Here is a 15,135-nt window from a genome sequence, read left to right as displayed (position 1 = left end):
GATTCAATGGCGGGCAGCCGCTCATCCTATGAGTCAAAGGAGGACGTACATGAGCAAGAAACTGGGAGCACTCGACTACCACTCCACTGGTAGAAAAGGGAAGATAGAAGTTATTGCCACCAAACCGTGCCAGACCGCGGCAGACCTGTCGCTCGCCTACTCGCCGGGTGTCGCCGAACCCTGCCTCGCCATCCAGGAGAACCCGGACGACGCCTACAAGTACACCGCCAAGGGGAACCTGGTCGCCGTCGTTTCCAACGGCACCGCGGTCCTGGGCCTGGGCAACCTGGGGGCGCTGGCCGGCAAACCGGTCATGGAGGGGAAAGGTGTCCTCTTCAAGCGCTTCGCCGACATCGACGTGTTCGACATCGAGCTGAACACCGAGAACCCGGATGAGATCATCAAGGCGTGCCAGCTCCTGGAGCCGACCTTCGGCGGCATCAACCTGGAAGACATCAAGGCGCCCGAGTGCTTTTACATCGAGGAAGAACTGAAAAAGACCATGAACATCCCGGTCTTCCACGACGACCAGCACGGCACCGCCATCATCTCCTCCGCCGCGCTGCTGAACGCGCTGCAGCTCACCGGCAAGAAGATCGAGGACATCCGCATCGTGGTGAACGGCGCCGGCGCCTCGGCCAACTCCTGCGCCAAGCTCGCCATCGCACTGGGTGTCAAACCCAACAACATGATCATGTGCGACACCAAGGGGGTCATCTACAAGGGACGCGTGGAGGGGATGAACAAGTACAAGGAGCTCTTCGCCGCCGACACCCCGTTCCGCACCCTGGAGGAGGCTGCCAAAGGCGCCGACGTCCTCTTCGGCCTTTCCGCGAAAGGGGCCTTCACCCCGGAGATGATCCGCAGCATGGCACCCAACCCGATCATCTTCGCCATGGCCAACCCCGACCCGGAGATCACCCCGGAGGAGGCGCACGCGGTACGCGGCGACGTGATCATGGCGACCGGCCGCTCCGACTACCCCAACCAGGTCAACAACGTGCTCGGCTTCCCCTTCATCTTCCGCGGGGCGCTCGACGTGCGCGCCACCGCCATCAACGAGGAGATGAAGCTTGCGGCGGTGCACGCGCTGGCGAAACTCGCCCAGGAGGAGGTGCCCGACTCGGTCTCCAAGGCCTACGGCAACGAGAAGTTCTCCTTCGGCGTGAACTACATCATTCCCAAGCCGTTCGATCCGCGCGTCCTCCTGCACGTGGCGCCGGCCATCGCCCAGGCCGCCATGGACACCGGCGTGGCGCGCCAGCCCATCGAGGACATGGCGAAGTACATCGAGCAGCTCGAATCCTCCCAGGGACGTTCCAAAGAGGTCATGCGCATGATCATCAACAAGGCGAAGAGCGACCCGAAAAAGGTCGTCTTCCCCGAGGGTGACAACGAGAAGATCCTGCGCGCCGCCCAGATCCTGGTGGAAGAAGGAATCGCCCAGCCGGTCCTCGTGGGTGACAAGAAGAAGATCCAGCAGAAAATGGACGACCTGAACCTCGATCTCGACGTCCCCATCGTCGACCCGACCGAGAGCGAGCACACCGAGGAGTACGCCCATGAGCTCTACCGCAGGCGCCAGAGAAAAGGGCTCACCCTCACCGAGTGCCAGCGCATCATGCGCCGCAAATCGCGGGTGCAGTTCTCCACCATGATGGTGGCGCAGGGACACGCCGACACCCTCTTGGGCGGCATCGACACCCACTATCCCGAGACCATCCGTCCGGCGCTGCAGGTGCTGGGCAAGCAGGCCGGCCTCTCCAGCGTGCACGGTCTCTACATGATGGTGTTCAAGAAGGAGGTCTACTTCCTGGCCGACACCACGGTGACCATCGACCCGACCGCCGAGGAGCTGGCCGAGACCGCCATCCTGGCCGCCGAGAAGGTCGCCATGCTCGGCATCGAGCCGCGCATCGCCATGCTCTCCTTCTCCAACTTCGGTTCGGTGGACCACCCGCAGACCCGGAAGGTGAAGCGCGCCGTGGAGTTGGTCAAGGAGCGCGCGCCCAGCCTGATCGTCGAGGGCGAGATGCAGGCGGACACCGCCGTGGTGCCGGAGCTTTTGGACGGCTTCACCTTCTCCAAGCTGAAGACCCCGGCCAACGTGCTCATCTTCCCGGACCTCAACTCCGGCAACATCTGCTACAAGCTTTTGCGCCGCCTGGGTGGCGCCGAGGCCATCGGCCCCATCCTGATGGGGATGAACAAGCCGGTGCATGTGCTGCAGCGCGGCGACGACGTGAACGACGTGGTCAACATGGCCGCCATTGCCGTCGTGGACGTGCAGAACGCCTAGACAGAGAGGCCTCCGCACGTATACCGGGCGGAGGCCTCTTTTCCTTGACTTGAGCGGAGTTTCGGCTTAAAAAACCGTTTTGCACATCTAACCACAAGGAAACGGAGAACCATGACTCTTCTCGACAAAGTCCTGACTCACAATAAAAAATTCGTCCGCCCGGGAGCCTTCCCTCCCCTTCCCAAAGACCCCAAGAAGCAGCTCGCCATCTTCACCTGCATGGACACCAGGCTGGTCGATTTCCTCGAACCGGCCATGGGGGTCAAGCGCGGCGACGCCAAGGTGATCAAGAACGCCGGCAACACCCTGGTCGATCCCAACGGCGGCGTGATTCGCAGCCTCGTGGCGGCCGTGTTCCTGCTCGGCGTCGAGGAGATCTTCGTCATCGGCCACAAGGATTGCGGCATGGGGTCCGTGGATGTTGAACAACTCAAGGTGAAAATGATGGAGCGCGGCGTCGATCCCGCGGCCATCGAGGCCCTGGACCCGGACCTGGGCCAGTGGGTGGGCGCCTTCAGCTGCCCCGAAGAGAACGTGGAGCGGGTCACCGGCATCATCCGCAACAGCCCGCTGATCCCCAAGGACGTGCCGGTGCACGGACTCATCTTCTGCCCCAACGACGGACACCTCGAAGTCGTGGTGGCAGGGTACTAGATCTTCCCCGCCACCTCCCGCAACTGTTTCAGAGGCCCGCGATCTCCTCTAGGGGACGCGGGCTTTTTGTCACCTCCCCCCCCTGTATCAATCAGGGATTTTCGCGACTGAATCGGGCGTTTTTTCAGCTTGACAATAAAGAAGGAAACTTCATAAAGTGAGCATCGTGACACTGGCAGGGCCACACTAGTTCATTAGGAGAATCAGCGTGCAAAAAATGATCATCATCGCGGTAGCCCTCGTCTTCGGCGTGGCGCTTGCCGTCACGGCAGGCAAGGTCGGGCAGGTAAAGACGCTCACCGTCGCCGAGGTGGGGACCAACCCGCAGCTTTACACTGACAAAATCACCATCACCGGCGTCATGGCCGGCGTGTCCCCGTATGACAAGGCTGTCATCGGCATCATGGACACCAAGGAAGCACAGTGTAAAAACGGATGCCAGAAGCTCTTCATCCCGGTGAAGTACCCTGCCCAGGCTCCCAAGGTCGGCGACGAGATCGAGGCGACCGGCAAGTTCACCAAGTACCCCACCGGGTACATGTTCATCGCCGAGAAGCTCAAGGTGGTGAAGCACCACGACATCAAAGCTGAGCTGCCCGCTTCGTAAAACGGCACCCCCCCTCAATCGCAAAAAGCCTGTCCGGCACTCGGACAGGCTTTTTTTTGGTTCATCAGGGAATTCCGGGAACCAGACTTATGTTCGCCTCGCAGTGCTGCACGAAATCCCCTCTCCCTCTGGGAGAGGGAACGGGCGTAAGATCCTGCCTGATCGGGTTTTCAATTTGGTGCGGCAGCCTCTCTACAGGATGGAGGCCCCGAAGGCGGAGGCGGTCAGCTCCACGGCGATCTTGGCGGTGCGGTTACTGTTGTCGAGGATCGGGTTGATCTCCACGATATCCATGGACCGCAACAGCCCGGTGTCGGCGATGATCTCCATCAATAGTTGCGCCTCCCGGTAGGTGATCCCCCCGGGCGCGGTGGTCCCCACCCCCGGCACCTCGAGCGGGTCCAGCCCGTCCAGGTCCAGGCTCACGTGCAGGCGGGTGCGGTGGGCGAGCCGCCCCAGCGCCTCGCGCGCGATGGCGGCCATGCCCCGCTCGTCGATGTCGCGCATGGTGTACCCCTTGATGCCCGAGGCGCGCAGGCGCAGCTTTTCCTCGGGGTCGAGCTCGCGCAGGCCGATCAGGATGATGTCCGAGGCATGCAGCTTGGGTCCGGGGCGCCCCACGCTGACCAGTTCAGGAAACCCTTCCCCTAAAAGCGCCGCCAGCGCCATGCCGTGGATGTTGCCGGTGGGGCTGCTCTGGGGCGTATTGAAGTCGCCGTGGGCGTCCACCCAGATCACCGCCGCGGGCTGCTCGTCAGTCACCCCGCCGATGGACCCTACCGCCATGGAGTGGTCCCCCCCCATGAAGATGGGCATGAAGCCCTGGCTGACGGCGCTGCGCCCGGCCTGGTACACGGTTTCGCAGACCTGCCGGATCGAGGGGAGGTAGCGCAGTTCCCGCTCGGCGCCCAGCACGTCGCGCACCGGCACCGGCAGGTTGCCGATGTCCTCCACGATATAGCCCAGCCCCGAAAGCCGCGCCGAAAGCCCCGCGTAGCGCAGCGCGCCCGGCCCCAGGTCAACGCCGCGCTGTTCCTGCCCCAGGTCGACCGGTACACCTATCATCCTGATGCCGTTTTCCATGACTTCCCTCTTCCTCGATCAGTCCAGCTTCTTAAGGTGGTTCCAGAGATTGACGACGAAGTCCTGCGCGTTGGTCAAAAGCCCCACCGCCTGGGCCGAGCCGCGGTTGGCCAGCTTGTCCACCGAGAACTCGGCCATGTCCACCACGTAAAAGTAGACCGGGCGCACCCGTCCGTCCGGCTCGACGCGGTAGCTGGGCACCATGTTGCCGAAGGCGATGGAGTGCAGCTGGGTGGCAATGGCCAGCACCGCGGTCGCCTGCCGGGCATGAACCCGCATCGCGTCCTGGGCCTGGTACGCATCGTGGATCACCTCAGGGAGCGGCCCGTCGTCGCGGATGGAGCCGGCCAGCACCACCGGGATCTTCTTCCTGCTGCAGGCGTACATGATGCCGTCGTCGAGCCCCAGCTTCTCGATGGTCTGCGGGATCCCTCCCGCCTGGCGCGCCTCGTTGATGATGTCCAGGTGGTTGTAGTGCCCCATGGGCATGATGGCCTGGGTGTAGATGTTCTGCCCGAGGCCGGTGCGGAAGCGGGCCGCCTCCAGGTCGTGGGTGGCCAGGGCGTTGCCGGCCAAAAGCGCGTGGCAGTAGCCCGACTCGATGAGCCCCTGCATGGCGTTTCTGCAATCCATGTCGAAGGCAACCGCGGGGCCGAGCACCCAGACGATGTAGCCGTGATCGCGGTCGTGGCGCAGCACCTGGTACAGTTCATCGTAGGAGCGGCTAAAGGGGGTCTCCCTGGTGCCGCGGCTTCGGAAGGAGAACTTGTCGGCGAAGGGCTCGGCCAGGTTCAGGAACCCGCCGATGTGGAGGTAGATCCCCTCCTCGCCGTTCTCGGTGCGCCCGACGGCCACCATATCCCCCTTGCGCACCCGGCGCGGCTCCACCACGTCGAGCTCTCTGCCACGCAGCACCATGACGCAGTCCATCCTGCTTTGCGGTGCAAGGAGCCACTCACCTCCCCCGAGGTGCACGTACTCGGGGTGGTTGGAGGTGGCGTGGAAGTTCTCGGGCAAGACGCCGTCCGCAGGAGCCGGCACGAACGTCGCCGCGGGCGCAGCGGCCAGCTTGGGGCGGCGGAACTCGGGAGGCGTATAGGAAGGGATGACGTCGCTATGATGAGACATGAGCATGCTCCTTGGCAACGGGTGTGGGAGTACTGACAGGACGAAGGGAAACTTTAGCACGCAACCAACCGGTTACAACGTCCCGCTCACACCTCGTCGCGCCTTTATCAAGTATACCGATTACATCCTAAAGTTTGTATGAATATGGCCGATAGGGCTCAATATCTGCCACATTCCTACACCAGAAGCACAGCATCAGGGGGACTGTTATGAGTTTTTGGATGAACCTGAAGGTAAAAACGAAGTCGTTGTGTCTTGTGGCCATAGCCGTGGCCACGCTGGTTGTCATTGCCGGGGCCAGTCTGCACAAGATGCGCGTCATGTCGGATGACCAGGAGGCCATGAACATCTCCGTCATCCACGTAGGCATGCTCAACGACCTGAAGAACGACCTGCTGGCCATCAGGCTGGACCTGGTCTACATGATGCTGCTCGAAGACCCCGCGAAGATCAAGGAGCGGGTGGACGACCTGGAAAAAAGGAAGCAGCGCATTGAGGAGACCCAGGCCAAGTTCCTGAAGTACGAGCTTGATGCCAAGGAGAAGAGTCTCATCGCGACCTTCAAGCAGGGCTACGACGAGTACCTGATGCAGGGAGCCAAGCTGCAGCAACTGACCCAGCAATCGGCAGGCAACCCGGAGGCGCGCAAGGACACGGTGAACTTCGCGACCAGCTCGGTGGCTCCGCTGTACAAGAAGCCGGCTGATGCGATCAGCGAACTGGTGGCCGACAACGAAAAGAGCGCCAAGGACCTCTACCAGCAGGACCTCGCCGCATACCACTCCTCCCAGATCTTCATGGTCGGCCTCACCGCCCTCGCCGCGCTGCTGCTGGCGGTGATCGGGCTGCTCATCGCCAACTCCATCAGCAAGCCGCTCAAGATGGTCTTCGACACCCTGGCCCAAGTCGCGGGCGGCGACCTCACCGCCCGCTCCAGCATCACGACCCGCGATGAAATGGGGATGCTGGCGGCGGAAGTGAACGAGATGGCGCAGAAACTCAACGACACCATGAACCAGGTGGTGGCCAACAGCCTCCAGGTCGCCTCGGCGGCCAACGACCTGCACAACACCTCGGAGCAGATCGCCACCGGCGCCGAGGAGGTCGCGTCCCAGACCAGTACCGTGGCGACCGCCAGCGAGGAGATGGCTGCCACCTCCGCCGACATCGCCCAGAGCTGCCACCGGGCAGCCTCCGGGGGTGAAGAGGCGACCGGGCGCGCCCAGGCCGGCCGGGCCGTCGTGGAGCAGACCGTGCAGGTGATGAACCGGATCGCGGCCCAGGTGCAGACCTCGGCGGCCACGGTTGCGGGTCTTGGCGAGCGCAGCGACCAGATCGGCGCCATCATCGGCACCATCGAGGACATCGCGGACCAGACCAACCTGCTGGCCCTGAACGCGGCCATCGAGGCGGCGCGCGCCGGCGAGCAGGGGCGCGGCTTTGCCGTGGTTGCCGACGAGGTCCGGGCGCTCGCCGAGCGCACCACCCGCGCCACCCGCGAGATCGGCGAGATGATCAAGTCGATCCAGAGCGAGACCCGGGAAGCCGTGGGTGCCATGGAGGAAGGTGTGCGCGAGGTCGAAAACGGTACCCGCGAGGCGGCCAAGTCGGGCGAGTCGCTGCAGGAGATCCTGCGCCAGATCAGCGAAGTGACCGAGCAGGTGAACCAGATCGCCACCGCGGCCGAGGAACAGACCGCGACCACCGGCGAGATCACCAACAACATCATGCAGATCACGGACGTAGTGCAGGAGACCTCGCGCGGCGCCCACACCTGCGCCAACGCCGCCAGCAACCTCGCTTCGCTCTCGCAGGACCTGCAGCGCCTGGTCGGTCAATTCAGGCTGGCCTGATTTAATTACGGGCTGACACGAAAGACAGCGGCCGGATGGGGAGTCGATCCTCATCCGGCCGCTGTTTTCGTTGCAAGGGTTGGGAAGGCACTACCGTTGCCGGCGCCTTGGTTATGCACTCCAACTTTGCCGATGGAGTACCAGGGTGACAGGGATGTGCTACGTGGGCGCGCCCCCCTGCTTTTCCAGCATGATGTGCAGCATGGTCTGGTCGGCCAAGGCCATGCCATGGTCGGTGATCCGGCTCAGGTTGCGGATGGTCTCCTCTGCGCTCCTCCCCACGAACCCCTCTTCCTCGGTGATGCCGTGGCCGGACAGCGCCATGTAGGCCGCGCGGATGGAGGCATCGGTCGAGCTGACGACCTTCAGGGCGCAGCCCCCCTTGGCGCCGTCGCAGAGCATCCCCCCGATGTCGGAGATGATGGTGTTCACCGCCAGGTTCATCTTGGCGAGGTCCTTGCCCGCCTGCTGGTACACGATGGCGACCGCGGCCCCGACACCGGCCGCGATGGCGCAGCCGCAGATGGGCGCGAGGTCGCCGGTGTGGCACTTGATGTAGGCGTTCACCAGGTGCGAAAGCGCGATGCTCTTCAAGATGGTCTCCTCCGGGATGCGGAAGAAGAGCCCAACGTTATAGGGAACCAGGATGGCCACGATGCCCTGGTTACCGCTGCCGCCGCTGGATATGACCGGGTAGGAGAGTCCCGCCATGCGTGCATCCGAGGCGGAGGCGGTGAGGATCTTGCTGGAAGAGACCACGTCGGAGAGGAGGAAGCCCTTGCGCACCAGGTCCTCGACGTAGTAGCCCACCTTGGTGAGTGCCTTCCCCGCCTCGGCGACCCGCAGGTTCATCTCCACGCCCCGCTTCAGGTAGGCCAGGTCCTCCTGGTCCACGTCCGCCAGCAGGTCCACCAACTGGGCCAGCGTCATCGCCTTCAGAGCTGCGCGGTACTGGTGACTATCCTCTCCACCCTGCTCCTGCTCGCTGCTCAAGAGAACGGCGCCGTCGCGCTCCAGCCGCACCAGGTTGGTGTGGCCACCGGCCAAGACCGCCCGTGCCACCCGCCCCCCCTTTGCCACGGTGACGTCGATGTAGAAGCCGCGCTGCGCCTCGGCCAGGGACACCGACGCCTGCCCGCCCGACACCAGCAGCTTCGCCTGTTGCAACAACTCCGGCCGCGTCCCGGACAGGATCTCCATCTTCAGCTCCGGGCGGGCGATCAGCGCCCCCAGCGCGGCCGCGATCACGTTGCCCTTCACCCCGCCGGTCTCCGGGACGGTAACGGCGAAGCCGTTCTTGAAAACGCCGGCATCGGCGCTCACCGTCACCCGCTCCAGTTCCCCGTCCAGTTGCGCCGCGGCGAGGCTCGCGGCATAGGCAACGGCGATCGGCTCGGTGCACCCCAGCGCCGGGAAAACTTCATGCTTGATCACTTCTCGATACATCCCCATATCCTCTCCTAACGCACTGCGGGTTCAAACCGACCGCTTCAGCGAGCACTGACCTGGCTCTTTGCGGCTCCCTTTATACCTGCAAGGTGAGGGCAAAAGCAACGCATTTCCACCCAAACAACGTGGAAATACCAGCCTCGCGAGGACAGCCGGCGCTACGGCTCGAAGCCCCAGAAATAACTTTACAATCAGAGGTCGAATCTATATATTTCATGAGTTAATCTCCGCCCGATAAAGGACAATATGGTACTCGAGCATATCCGCAATTTTTCCATCATCGCCCACATCGATCACGGCAAATCCACCCTCGCCGACCGTCTTCTCGAATTCACCGGCACCCTCTCCGCACGCGAGAAGCAGGACCAGTTCCTCGACAAGATGGACCTGGAACGGGAACGCGGCATCACCATCAAGGCCCAGACCGTCCGCCTCAACTACCGGGCCGAAGACGGCAAGGACTACGTCCTCAACCTGATCGACACCCCGGGACACGTCGACTTCACCTACGAGGTCTCCCGCTCGCTGACCGCCTGCGAAGGCGGCCTGCTGGTGGTGGACGCCTCCCAAGGGGTCGAGGCGCAGACCCTGGCCAACGTGTATCTGGCCCTGGACGCGAACCTCGAGGTCTTCGTGGTGCTGAACAAGATCGACCTCCCCGCCGCCGAGCCGGAGCGGGTCAAGGCCGAGATCGAGGAGATCATCGGCCTCGACACCCATGACGCCGTGCTCGCCAGCGCGAAAGAAGGGATCGGCACCAAAGAGATCCTGGAAGAGATCGTCAAGAAGATCCCGCCGCCGCAGGGTGACCCCAACAAGCCGCTCAAGGCGCTGTTGTTCGACTCGTGGTACGACCAGTACCAGGGGGTCATCATCCTGGTGCGCATCGTCGACGGCACCGTGAAAAAAGGCGACAAGATCCAGCTCATGTCGAACCGGAAGAACTACGAGGTGCTGAAAGCCGGCGTCTTCTCCCCCGACATGCGCGAAGTGGCGGCGCTCACCGCCGGCGAGGTCGGTTTCATCATCGCCGGGATCAGGGAAGTGGCCGACGCGAAGGTAGGCGACACCGTCACCCTGGTGCACAACCCCTGCGACGCGGCGCTCCCCGGTTACAAGGAAGTGAAGCCGATGGTGTTCTCGGGGCTCTACCCGATCGACACCTCGCAGTACGAGAGCCTGCGCGACGCGCTGGCGAAGCTCAAGCTGAACGACTCCTCCTTCTCCTACGACCCGGAGACCTCGCTGGCGCTCGGCTTCGGCTTCCGCTGCGGCTTCCTTGGCTTGCTGCACATGGAGATCATCCAGGAGCGCCTGGAGCGCGAGTTCAACCTTGAACTGATCACCACCGCCCCCACCGTCGTCTACCGCGTGCACGGGACCGACGGCAACATGACCCACATCCAGAGCGCGAACCAGCTCCCGCCGACCCAGGAGATCGCTTACGTCGAGGAACCGTTCATCCTCGCCTCGATCCACGTCCCCAACGAATTCGTGGGGGGCATCCTGGCACTGTGCGAGGAGAAGCGTGGCGTGCAGCGCGAGATCAAGTACCTGACCCCGACCCGCGTCATGGTGGTCTACGAGCTGCCGCTGAACGAGGTGGTCCTCGACTTCTACGACCGCCTGAAGTCGATCACCAAGGGGTACGCGTCGCTCGACTACGAACTGTTGGACTACCGCCAGAGCGAGTTGGTGCGCCTCAACATCATGATCAACGGCGAGGTGGTCGACGCCCTGTCGCTCATCATCCACAAGGACAAGGCCTACTACAGAGGCCGCGAACTGGTCTCCAAAATGAAGGAACTGATCCCGCGCCAGATGTTCGAGATCGCCATCCAGGCGGCGGTAGGCACCAAGGTCATCGCCCGCGAGACCGTGAAGGCGATGAGGAAGGACGTTCTCGCCAAGTGCTACGGCGGCGACATCACCAGAAAGCGCAAACTCCTGGAGAAGCAGAAGGAAGGGAAGAAGCGCATGAAGAACGTAGGCAACGTGGAACTACCGCAAGAGGCGTTTTTGGCCATCCTTAAAGTCGAAGGTTAGCCGTAATCAAGGTCGGCATACGCCCTCCCATCCACCCAAAAGGAAGCAACAGCGCATGGAAGATTACAAGAACGTTGTCGAAGATAAACCAGCCGAACAGGCCAAAGAAGTGAAACCCGCCCAGGGCAAGCACATCGTCCGCGAGTACCTCGAGTCGATCATCATCGCGGTGCTTTTGGCCATGGTCATCCGCACCTTCGTGGTGCAGGCATTCAAGATCCCCTCCGGCTCCATGGAAGACACCCTGGCCATCGGGGACCATCTGCTGGTCAACAAGTTCATCTACGGCACTAAGATCCCCGGGCTCGACGGGCGTTTCCTCAAGCTCCGCGACCCGAAGCAGGGCGACGTCATCGTCTTCGAGTACCCCGAGGATCCGACCAAGGACTTCATCAAGCGCGTCATCGGCGTCCCCGGCGACGTCGTCGAGGTAAAGAACAAGCGCGTCTACGTGAACGGCAAGCTGTACGCCAATCCGCACGAGGTGCACAAGGAGCCTGACACCGTTCCCAAGGAGTACAACCCGAGGGACTTCAAGGATCCCGTCACGGTCCCCCCCAACTCCTACTTCGTCATGGGTGACAACCGCGACCGTTCCTACGACAGCCGTTTCTGGGGCTTCGTGAAGAACGACAAGATCAAGGGTCTGGCCTTCATCAAGTACTGGTCCTGGGACAAGGACAAGATGCGCCCCCGCTTCGGCGCCATCGGCAAGCTCATCGACTAACGGCCGTTCAACGTTCAACGTTCGACGTTAGACCTCTCCTCAAAAAGGGCTCCTCTGCAGCAAGAGGTGCCCTTTTCCTTTTGTGACCCATCCTATTTAAGGGGATGAAGGGGATAACGACCAGGGGACTGGCTCCGCAGGTGCCTGTCCCCCTTGTTTTTTTGTTTTATCCCTTTAATCCCCTTCATCCCTGTTAGTTGTCGTTCTTTCTTTGCGCCTGCGCCTTTCCGTGACATCAGCAACAAGAAAAAGCCCCTGCCGCGCATGCGGTCAGGGGCTTTTGTTTTTCAGGTTCTAACCTTCTAACGTTGAACGTTGAACGGGTTCTGCCGTTTAAGCCAGGTCCTGCACACCCTTGTAGATGATGTCGAACAGTTCCGGGATGTCTTGCTCTGCAATGCAGGAGAAGGCGATACGGAGGTCGGTCTTGGTGGTGGAGATGGCGCCGACGCCGTACTTGTCCAGCAGGTGCAGACGCAGCTTCTCGGCATCCACGGTCTTCAGCTTCAGGCACATGAAGTAGCCGGAGTTGAACGGGTAGTAATCCCAGGCGGCGTCGTACTTGCCGCTGTTCAACACTTCCTTGGTCTTCAGCGCGCGCCCCTTCATGATCTGGAACTTCTCCTCCTTCTGCTTCAGGAACTCGGGGGAGCGCAGCGCCTCGATGACGAAGGTCTGGGACGGGTGCGGGCAGTTGGAGATGCGGGCGCGGATGATGCCCATGGCCTTCTTCTCGAGGGCGGTCATCACCGGTGCGTTCTCGTACTCGTTGCCGTCGGCGAAGGTGATGAAGCCGGTGCGGAAGCCCCAGACGAACTCTTCCTTGGTGGCGCCGTCCAGCTTGACCGCCAGGATGCGCGGGTGCAGGTTGGCCAGCTTGCCGAAGAGGGACTCCTTCAGGCTGTCCTCGTAGAAGAGACCGAAGTAGGCGTCGTCGGTGATGGCGACCACGTTGCAGCCCCCCTCGGCGACTTCCTTGATGGCGGCGACCAGGGCATCACCCTCGGCGACGGTCGGGGTGTAGCCGCTCGGATTGTTCGGGAAGTTTAGGAGCACGATGACCTTGCCCTTCTCTTCCGCCGAGTTCTGCAGGGTGGCCTTGAAGGCATCGACATCGTAGCCGCCGGTAGCGGTGAAGGTCGGGTACTTCTTCACGATGGCGCCGCTGCAGGTGCCGAAGGTGAGGTTGTAGTTGCCCCAGAGCATGTCCGGCAGGATCAGGTGGTCACCCTTGTCGACGAACATGTCGGAGACGATGGAGAGGCCGTGGGTCAGTGCATTGGTGACGATGGGGCTGCTGAAGTGCTTGCCTACCTGGCTCGGGTTCTCACGCAGCATCTTCTCGCGCCACAGGGCGCGCAGTTCCGGCTTGCCTGCCGGCGGTGCATACGGATAGATGTCCTTCGGGTCGAAGGAGGAGAGCTTGTCCTGGATGCAGGAGAGGTACATCGGGCCGCCGTTCTCGGTGGCGATGCCGATGGTGGCGTTGAACTTGGTTGCTTTTTCTTTGGCTTCAGCCGACTGGGTGAGGATTCCCTTGGGGAAGAAGAGGTTCTTGCCGAGATCAGACAGCATCTCCAGGACATGGGGGCTGTGCTGGGCTAGAGACTCGTTTAACTCCGCGGCTAATGGATTCATCAAATTCCTCCTGAAGCTTAATGTGATATGCCCGAGGGCAGGACCGATGAGAATAGGAAGTAACAGACTGGCCATTAAAACCCGAGGCCAACCAGTTGTCAACGCTTAATGTGAAGGGGGGCCGGAGTGGCGCTGATTTTGTTGAGCACCAGTCCCCTCCCCCGGAGGGGAGGGTTAGGGAGGGGGAAACGGATGTCGAATGCAAGCTCCCCCCTCCCGACCTCCCCCCTCCGGGGGGAGGGGATGAGATCGGAGTGAGGAAAGAACTCCTTAGCGGTTCAGCAGCATCTCCATCAGCCTGTACCCCGGCTCCACTTTGAGGCCGGTCGCCGCGGCGGCGATCTCGTCGTAGCCGGCTACACCCGCCTTCTCCTTTTCCTCTCCAGCATAGATCACGAAGGGAACCGGATCCGAGCTATGGGTCATCAGGGCGATCGGGGTGGGATGGTCTGGCGCGCACAGGATGCGGTAGTCGCCGAACTGTTTCACCCCCTGCAGCACCGCCCCCACCACCTTCTCGTCGAAGAGCTCGATGGCCTTGATCTTGTCGGCGAGCTTGCCGGAGTGCGACGCCTCGTCCGGGGCCTCCACGTGCACGAAGACGAAGTCGTGGGTCTTCAGTGCGTCGATGGCCGCCTGGGCCTTGCCGTCGAAGTTGGTATCGAGGTAGCCGGTGGCGCCGGGGACGTTGATGATGTCGAGGCCGGCGTAGACGCCGATTCCCTTGATCAGGTCGACCGCCGAGATAACGGCGCCGGTGAGGCCGAAGCGTGCGTCGAAGGTACCCATGGCCGGGGCCTTGCCGTGTCCCCAGAGCCAGATGGAGTTGGCCGGCACCTCGCCTGCGGCGGCGCGGCGTTTGTACTGCGGGTGGTTGTGGAAGATCATCTGCGATGCGTTCATCAGGTAGATGAGCTTGTCCGCGCCCTCGCCGGACGGCATGTGCTCGGTGACGGACTGCCCGGAGATGTCGTGGGGCGGGGTCATCTTGATCTGAGTCCTGCCGCCGTGCCAGACCATGAGGTGCCGGTAGCTGACGCCGGGGTGGAAGGAGAACTCCTCGTTGCCCAGCTGGCGCTGCAGGTCCTCCACCAATTCGCGGCCGTCCGCGGAGGAGATGTGGCCGGCGGAGTAATCTTCCATGATCAGCTTGCCGCCGCGCGCTTCCAGGTGCACCAGGTTGAGGCGGAAGGCCACGTCGTCCGGTCCCAGGGACACGCCCATGCTGGCAGCCTCAAGCGGCGAGCGGCCGGTGTAGCAATCGACCGGGTTGTAGCCGAACATGGAGAGGTTGGCGACGTCCGAGCCCGGAGCGTAGCCTTCCGGCACCGTATGGGCAAGGCCCAGGGTGCCGCGCTTGGCCATAAAATCCATGTTAGGCGTCTTAGCCGCCTGCAGCGGCGTTTTTCCTTCCAAAGCCCCGACCGGCTGGTCCGACATCCCGTCACCGAGCAACACAATGTACTTCATAGCATCCATCCTTTATCAGTAATCTGTGGTTGAGTTAAAAACATTATTGTTAACGCAAAGCCGCAAAGGCGCAAAGGGTAAAACAATTCAAAAGCTTTTAAAGGTTCTCTTAGCGTCTTAGCGCCATTGCGTTAAATAATAGGTTTGTGTTTTTTGTTTCGTTTTTAAACCATCAACGCAA

11 protein-coding genes are annotated in these 15,135 nt (G+C 62.1%); 6 read left to right on the top strand and 5 right to left on the bottom strand.

Going from position 1 to position 15,135, the window contains the following annotated elements; genetic code table 11:
• The first annotated feature begins 49 nt into the window (after positions 1-49).
• From JFN91_RS06980 to JFN91_RS06970, 3 genes are all read left to right on the top strand, one after another.
• Complete coding sequence (locus JFN91_RS06980) at positions 50-2,299, top strand: NADP-dependent malic enzyme (protein WP_199388496.1); 2,250 nt, start codon at positions 50-52, stop codon at positions 2,297-2,299.
• 111 nt (positions 2,300-2,410) lie between these two features.
• A complete protein-coding gene (locus tag JFN91_RS06975; protein WP_199388495.1) occupies positions 2,411-2,953 on the top strand; it encodes a beta-class carbonic anhydrase in 543 nt (180 codons plus the stop codon).
• Between the two features lie 217 nt (positions 2,954-3,170).
• Complete coding sequence (locus JFN91_RS06970) at positions 3,171-3,560, top strand: hypothetical protein (RefSeq protein WP_215907321.1); 390 nt, start codon at positions 3,171-3,173, stop codon at positions 3,558-3,560.
• Between the two features lie 192 nt (positions 3,561-3,752).
• Here JFN91_RS06970 and rocF read toward each other — a convergent pair whose 3' ends face one another.
• Both rocF and JFN91_RS06960 read right to left on the bottom strand, forming a co-directional pair.
• On the bottom strand, positions 3,753-4,643 hold the full coding sequence (gene rocF / locus JFN91_RS06965; protein ID WP_199388493.1) for an arginase: 891 nt from the start codon (positions 4,641-4,643) through the stop codon (positions 3,753-3,755).
• A gap of 18 nt (positions 4,644-4,661) precedes the next feature.
• Positions 4,662-5,771: a putative NPN-dependent ornithine cyclodeaminase gene (locus JFN91_RS06960; protein WP_199388492.1), complete on the bottom strand. Its 1,110-nt coding sequence runs from the start codon at positions 5,769-5,771 to the stop codon at positions 4,662-4,664.
• A 209-nt stretch (positions 5,772-5,980) separates the two neighbouring features.
• On the opposite strand from JFN91_RS06960, the gene JFN91_RS06955 reads away from it, so the two are divergent.
• Positions 5,981-7,624: a methyl-accepting chemotaxis protein gene (locus JFN91_RS06955; RefSeq protein WP_199388491.1), complete on the top strand. Its 1,644-nt coding sequence runs from the start codon at positions 5,981-5,983 to the stop codon at positions 7,622-7,624.
• Between the two features lie 159 nt (positions 7,625-7,783).
• On the opposite strand, the gene JFN91_RS06950 is transcribed toward JFN91_RS06955, so the two are convergent.
• Positions 7,784-9,076 carry an L-cysteine desulfidase family protein gene (locus JFN91_RS06950; RefSeq protein ID WP_199388490.1) on the bottom strand — a complete coding sequence of 431 codons (1,293 nt, stop codon included), beginning with the start codon at positions 9,074-9,076 and terminating at the stop codon, positions 7,784-7,786.
• 243 nt (positions 9,077-9,319) lie between these two features.
• Here JFN91_RS06950 and lepA point away from each other — a divergent pair, with 243 nt between their 5' ends.
• Together lepA and lepB are read left to right on the top strand one after the other, a co-directional pair.
• Positions 9,320-11,119 (top strand): translation elongation factor 4, encoded by a 1,800-nt coding sequence (gene lepA, locus JFN91_RS06945; RefSeq protein ID WP_199388489.1) that lies wholly within the window; start codon positions 9,320-9,322, stop codon positions 11,117-11,119.
• Positions 11,120-11,174: 55 nt separating this feature from the next.
• Positions 11,175-11,846: a signal peptidase I gene (gene lepB / locus JFN91_RS06940; protein WP_199388488.1), complete on the top strand. Its 672-nt coding sequence runs from the start codon at positions 11,175-11,177 to the stop codon at positions 11,844-11,846.
• Positions 11,847-12,179: 333 nt separating this feature from the next.
• On the opposite strand, the gene JFN91_RS06935 is transcribed toward lepB, so the two are convergent.
• Positions 12,180-13,484 (bottom strand): aminotransferase class I/II-fold pyridoxal phosphate-dependent enzyme, encoded by a 1,305-nt coding sequence (locus JFN91_RS06935; RefSeq protein WP_199388487.1) that lies wholly within the window; start codon positions 13,482-13,484, stop codon positions 12,180-12,182.
• A 270-nt stretch (positions 13,485-13,754) separates the two neighbouring features.
• Positions 13,755-14,954, bottom strand: coding sequence for a cofactor-independent phosphoglycerate mutase (locus JFN91_RS06930; RefSeq protein ID WP_199388486.1), 1,200 nt, complete (start codon positions 14,952-14,954; stop codon positions 13,755-13,757).
• Positions 14,955-15,135: the final 181 nt, after the last annotated feature.

Origin of the sequence: Geomonas anaerohicana (assembly GCF_016458305.1) — a bacterium.
In the GTDB taxonomy this organism is placed as follows: domain Bacteria; phylum Desulfobacterota; class Desulfuromonadia; order Geobacterales; family Geobacteraceae; genus Geomonas; species Geomonas anaerohicana.
This window is presented reverse-complemented; position numbering and strand designations above follow the sequence as displayed.

Bases quoted from the DNA above. Each gene is read 5' to 3' on its own strand.
- JFN91_RS06935 (WP_199388487.1), bottom strand. From the start codon at position 13,484: ATGAATCCATTAGCCGCGGAGTTAAACGAGTCTCTAGCCCAGCACAGC.
- JFN91_RS06975 (WP_199388495.1), top strand. From the start codon at position 2,411: ATGACTCTTCTCGACAAAGTCCTGACTCACAATAAAAAATTCGTCCGC.
- JFN91_RS06970 (WP_215907321.1), top strand. From the start codon at position 3,171: ATGATCATCATCGCGGTAGCCCTCGTCTTCGGCGTGGCGCTTGCCGTC.
- JFN91_RS06955 (WP_199388491.1), top strand. From the start codon at position 5,981: ATGAGTTTTTGGATGAACCTGAAGGTAAAAACGAAGTCGTTGTGTCTT.
- JFN91_RS06980 (WP_199388496.1), top strand. From the start codon at position 50: ATGAGCAAGAAACTGGGAGCACTCGACTACCACTCCACTGGTAGAAAA.
- JFN91_RS06930 (WP_199388486.1), bottom strand. From the start codon at position 14,954: ATGAAGTACATTGTGTTGCTCGGTGACGGGATGTCGGACCAGCCGGTC.
- JFN91_RS06950 (WP_199388490.1), bottom strand. From the start codon at position 9,076: ATGGGGATGTATCGAGAAGTGATCAAGCATGAAGTTTTCCCGGCGCTG.
- rocF (WP_199388493.1), bottom strand. From the start codon at position 4,643: ATGGAAAACGGCATCAGGATGATAGGTGTACCGGTCGACCTGGGGCAG.
- lepA (WP_199388489.1), top strand. From the start codon at position 9,320: ATGGTACTCGAGCATATCCGCAATTTTTCCATCATCGCCCACATCGAT.
- JFN91_RS06960 (WP_199388492.1), bottom strand. From the start codon at position 5,771: ATGTCTCATCATAGCGACGTCATCCCTTCCTATACGCCTCCCGAGTTC.
- lepB (WP_199388488.1), top strand. From the start codon at position 11,175: ATGGAAGATTACAAGAACGTTGTCGAAGATAAACCAGCCGAACAGGCC.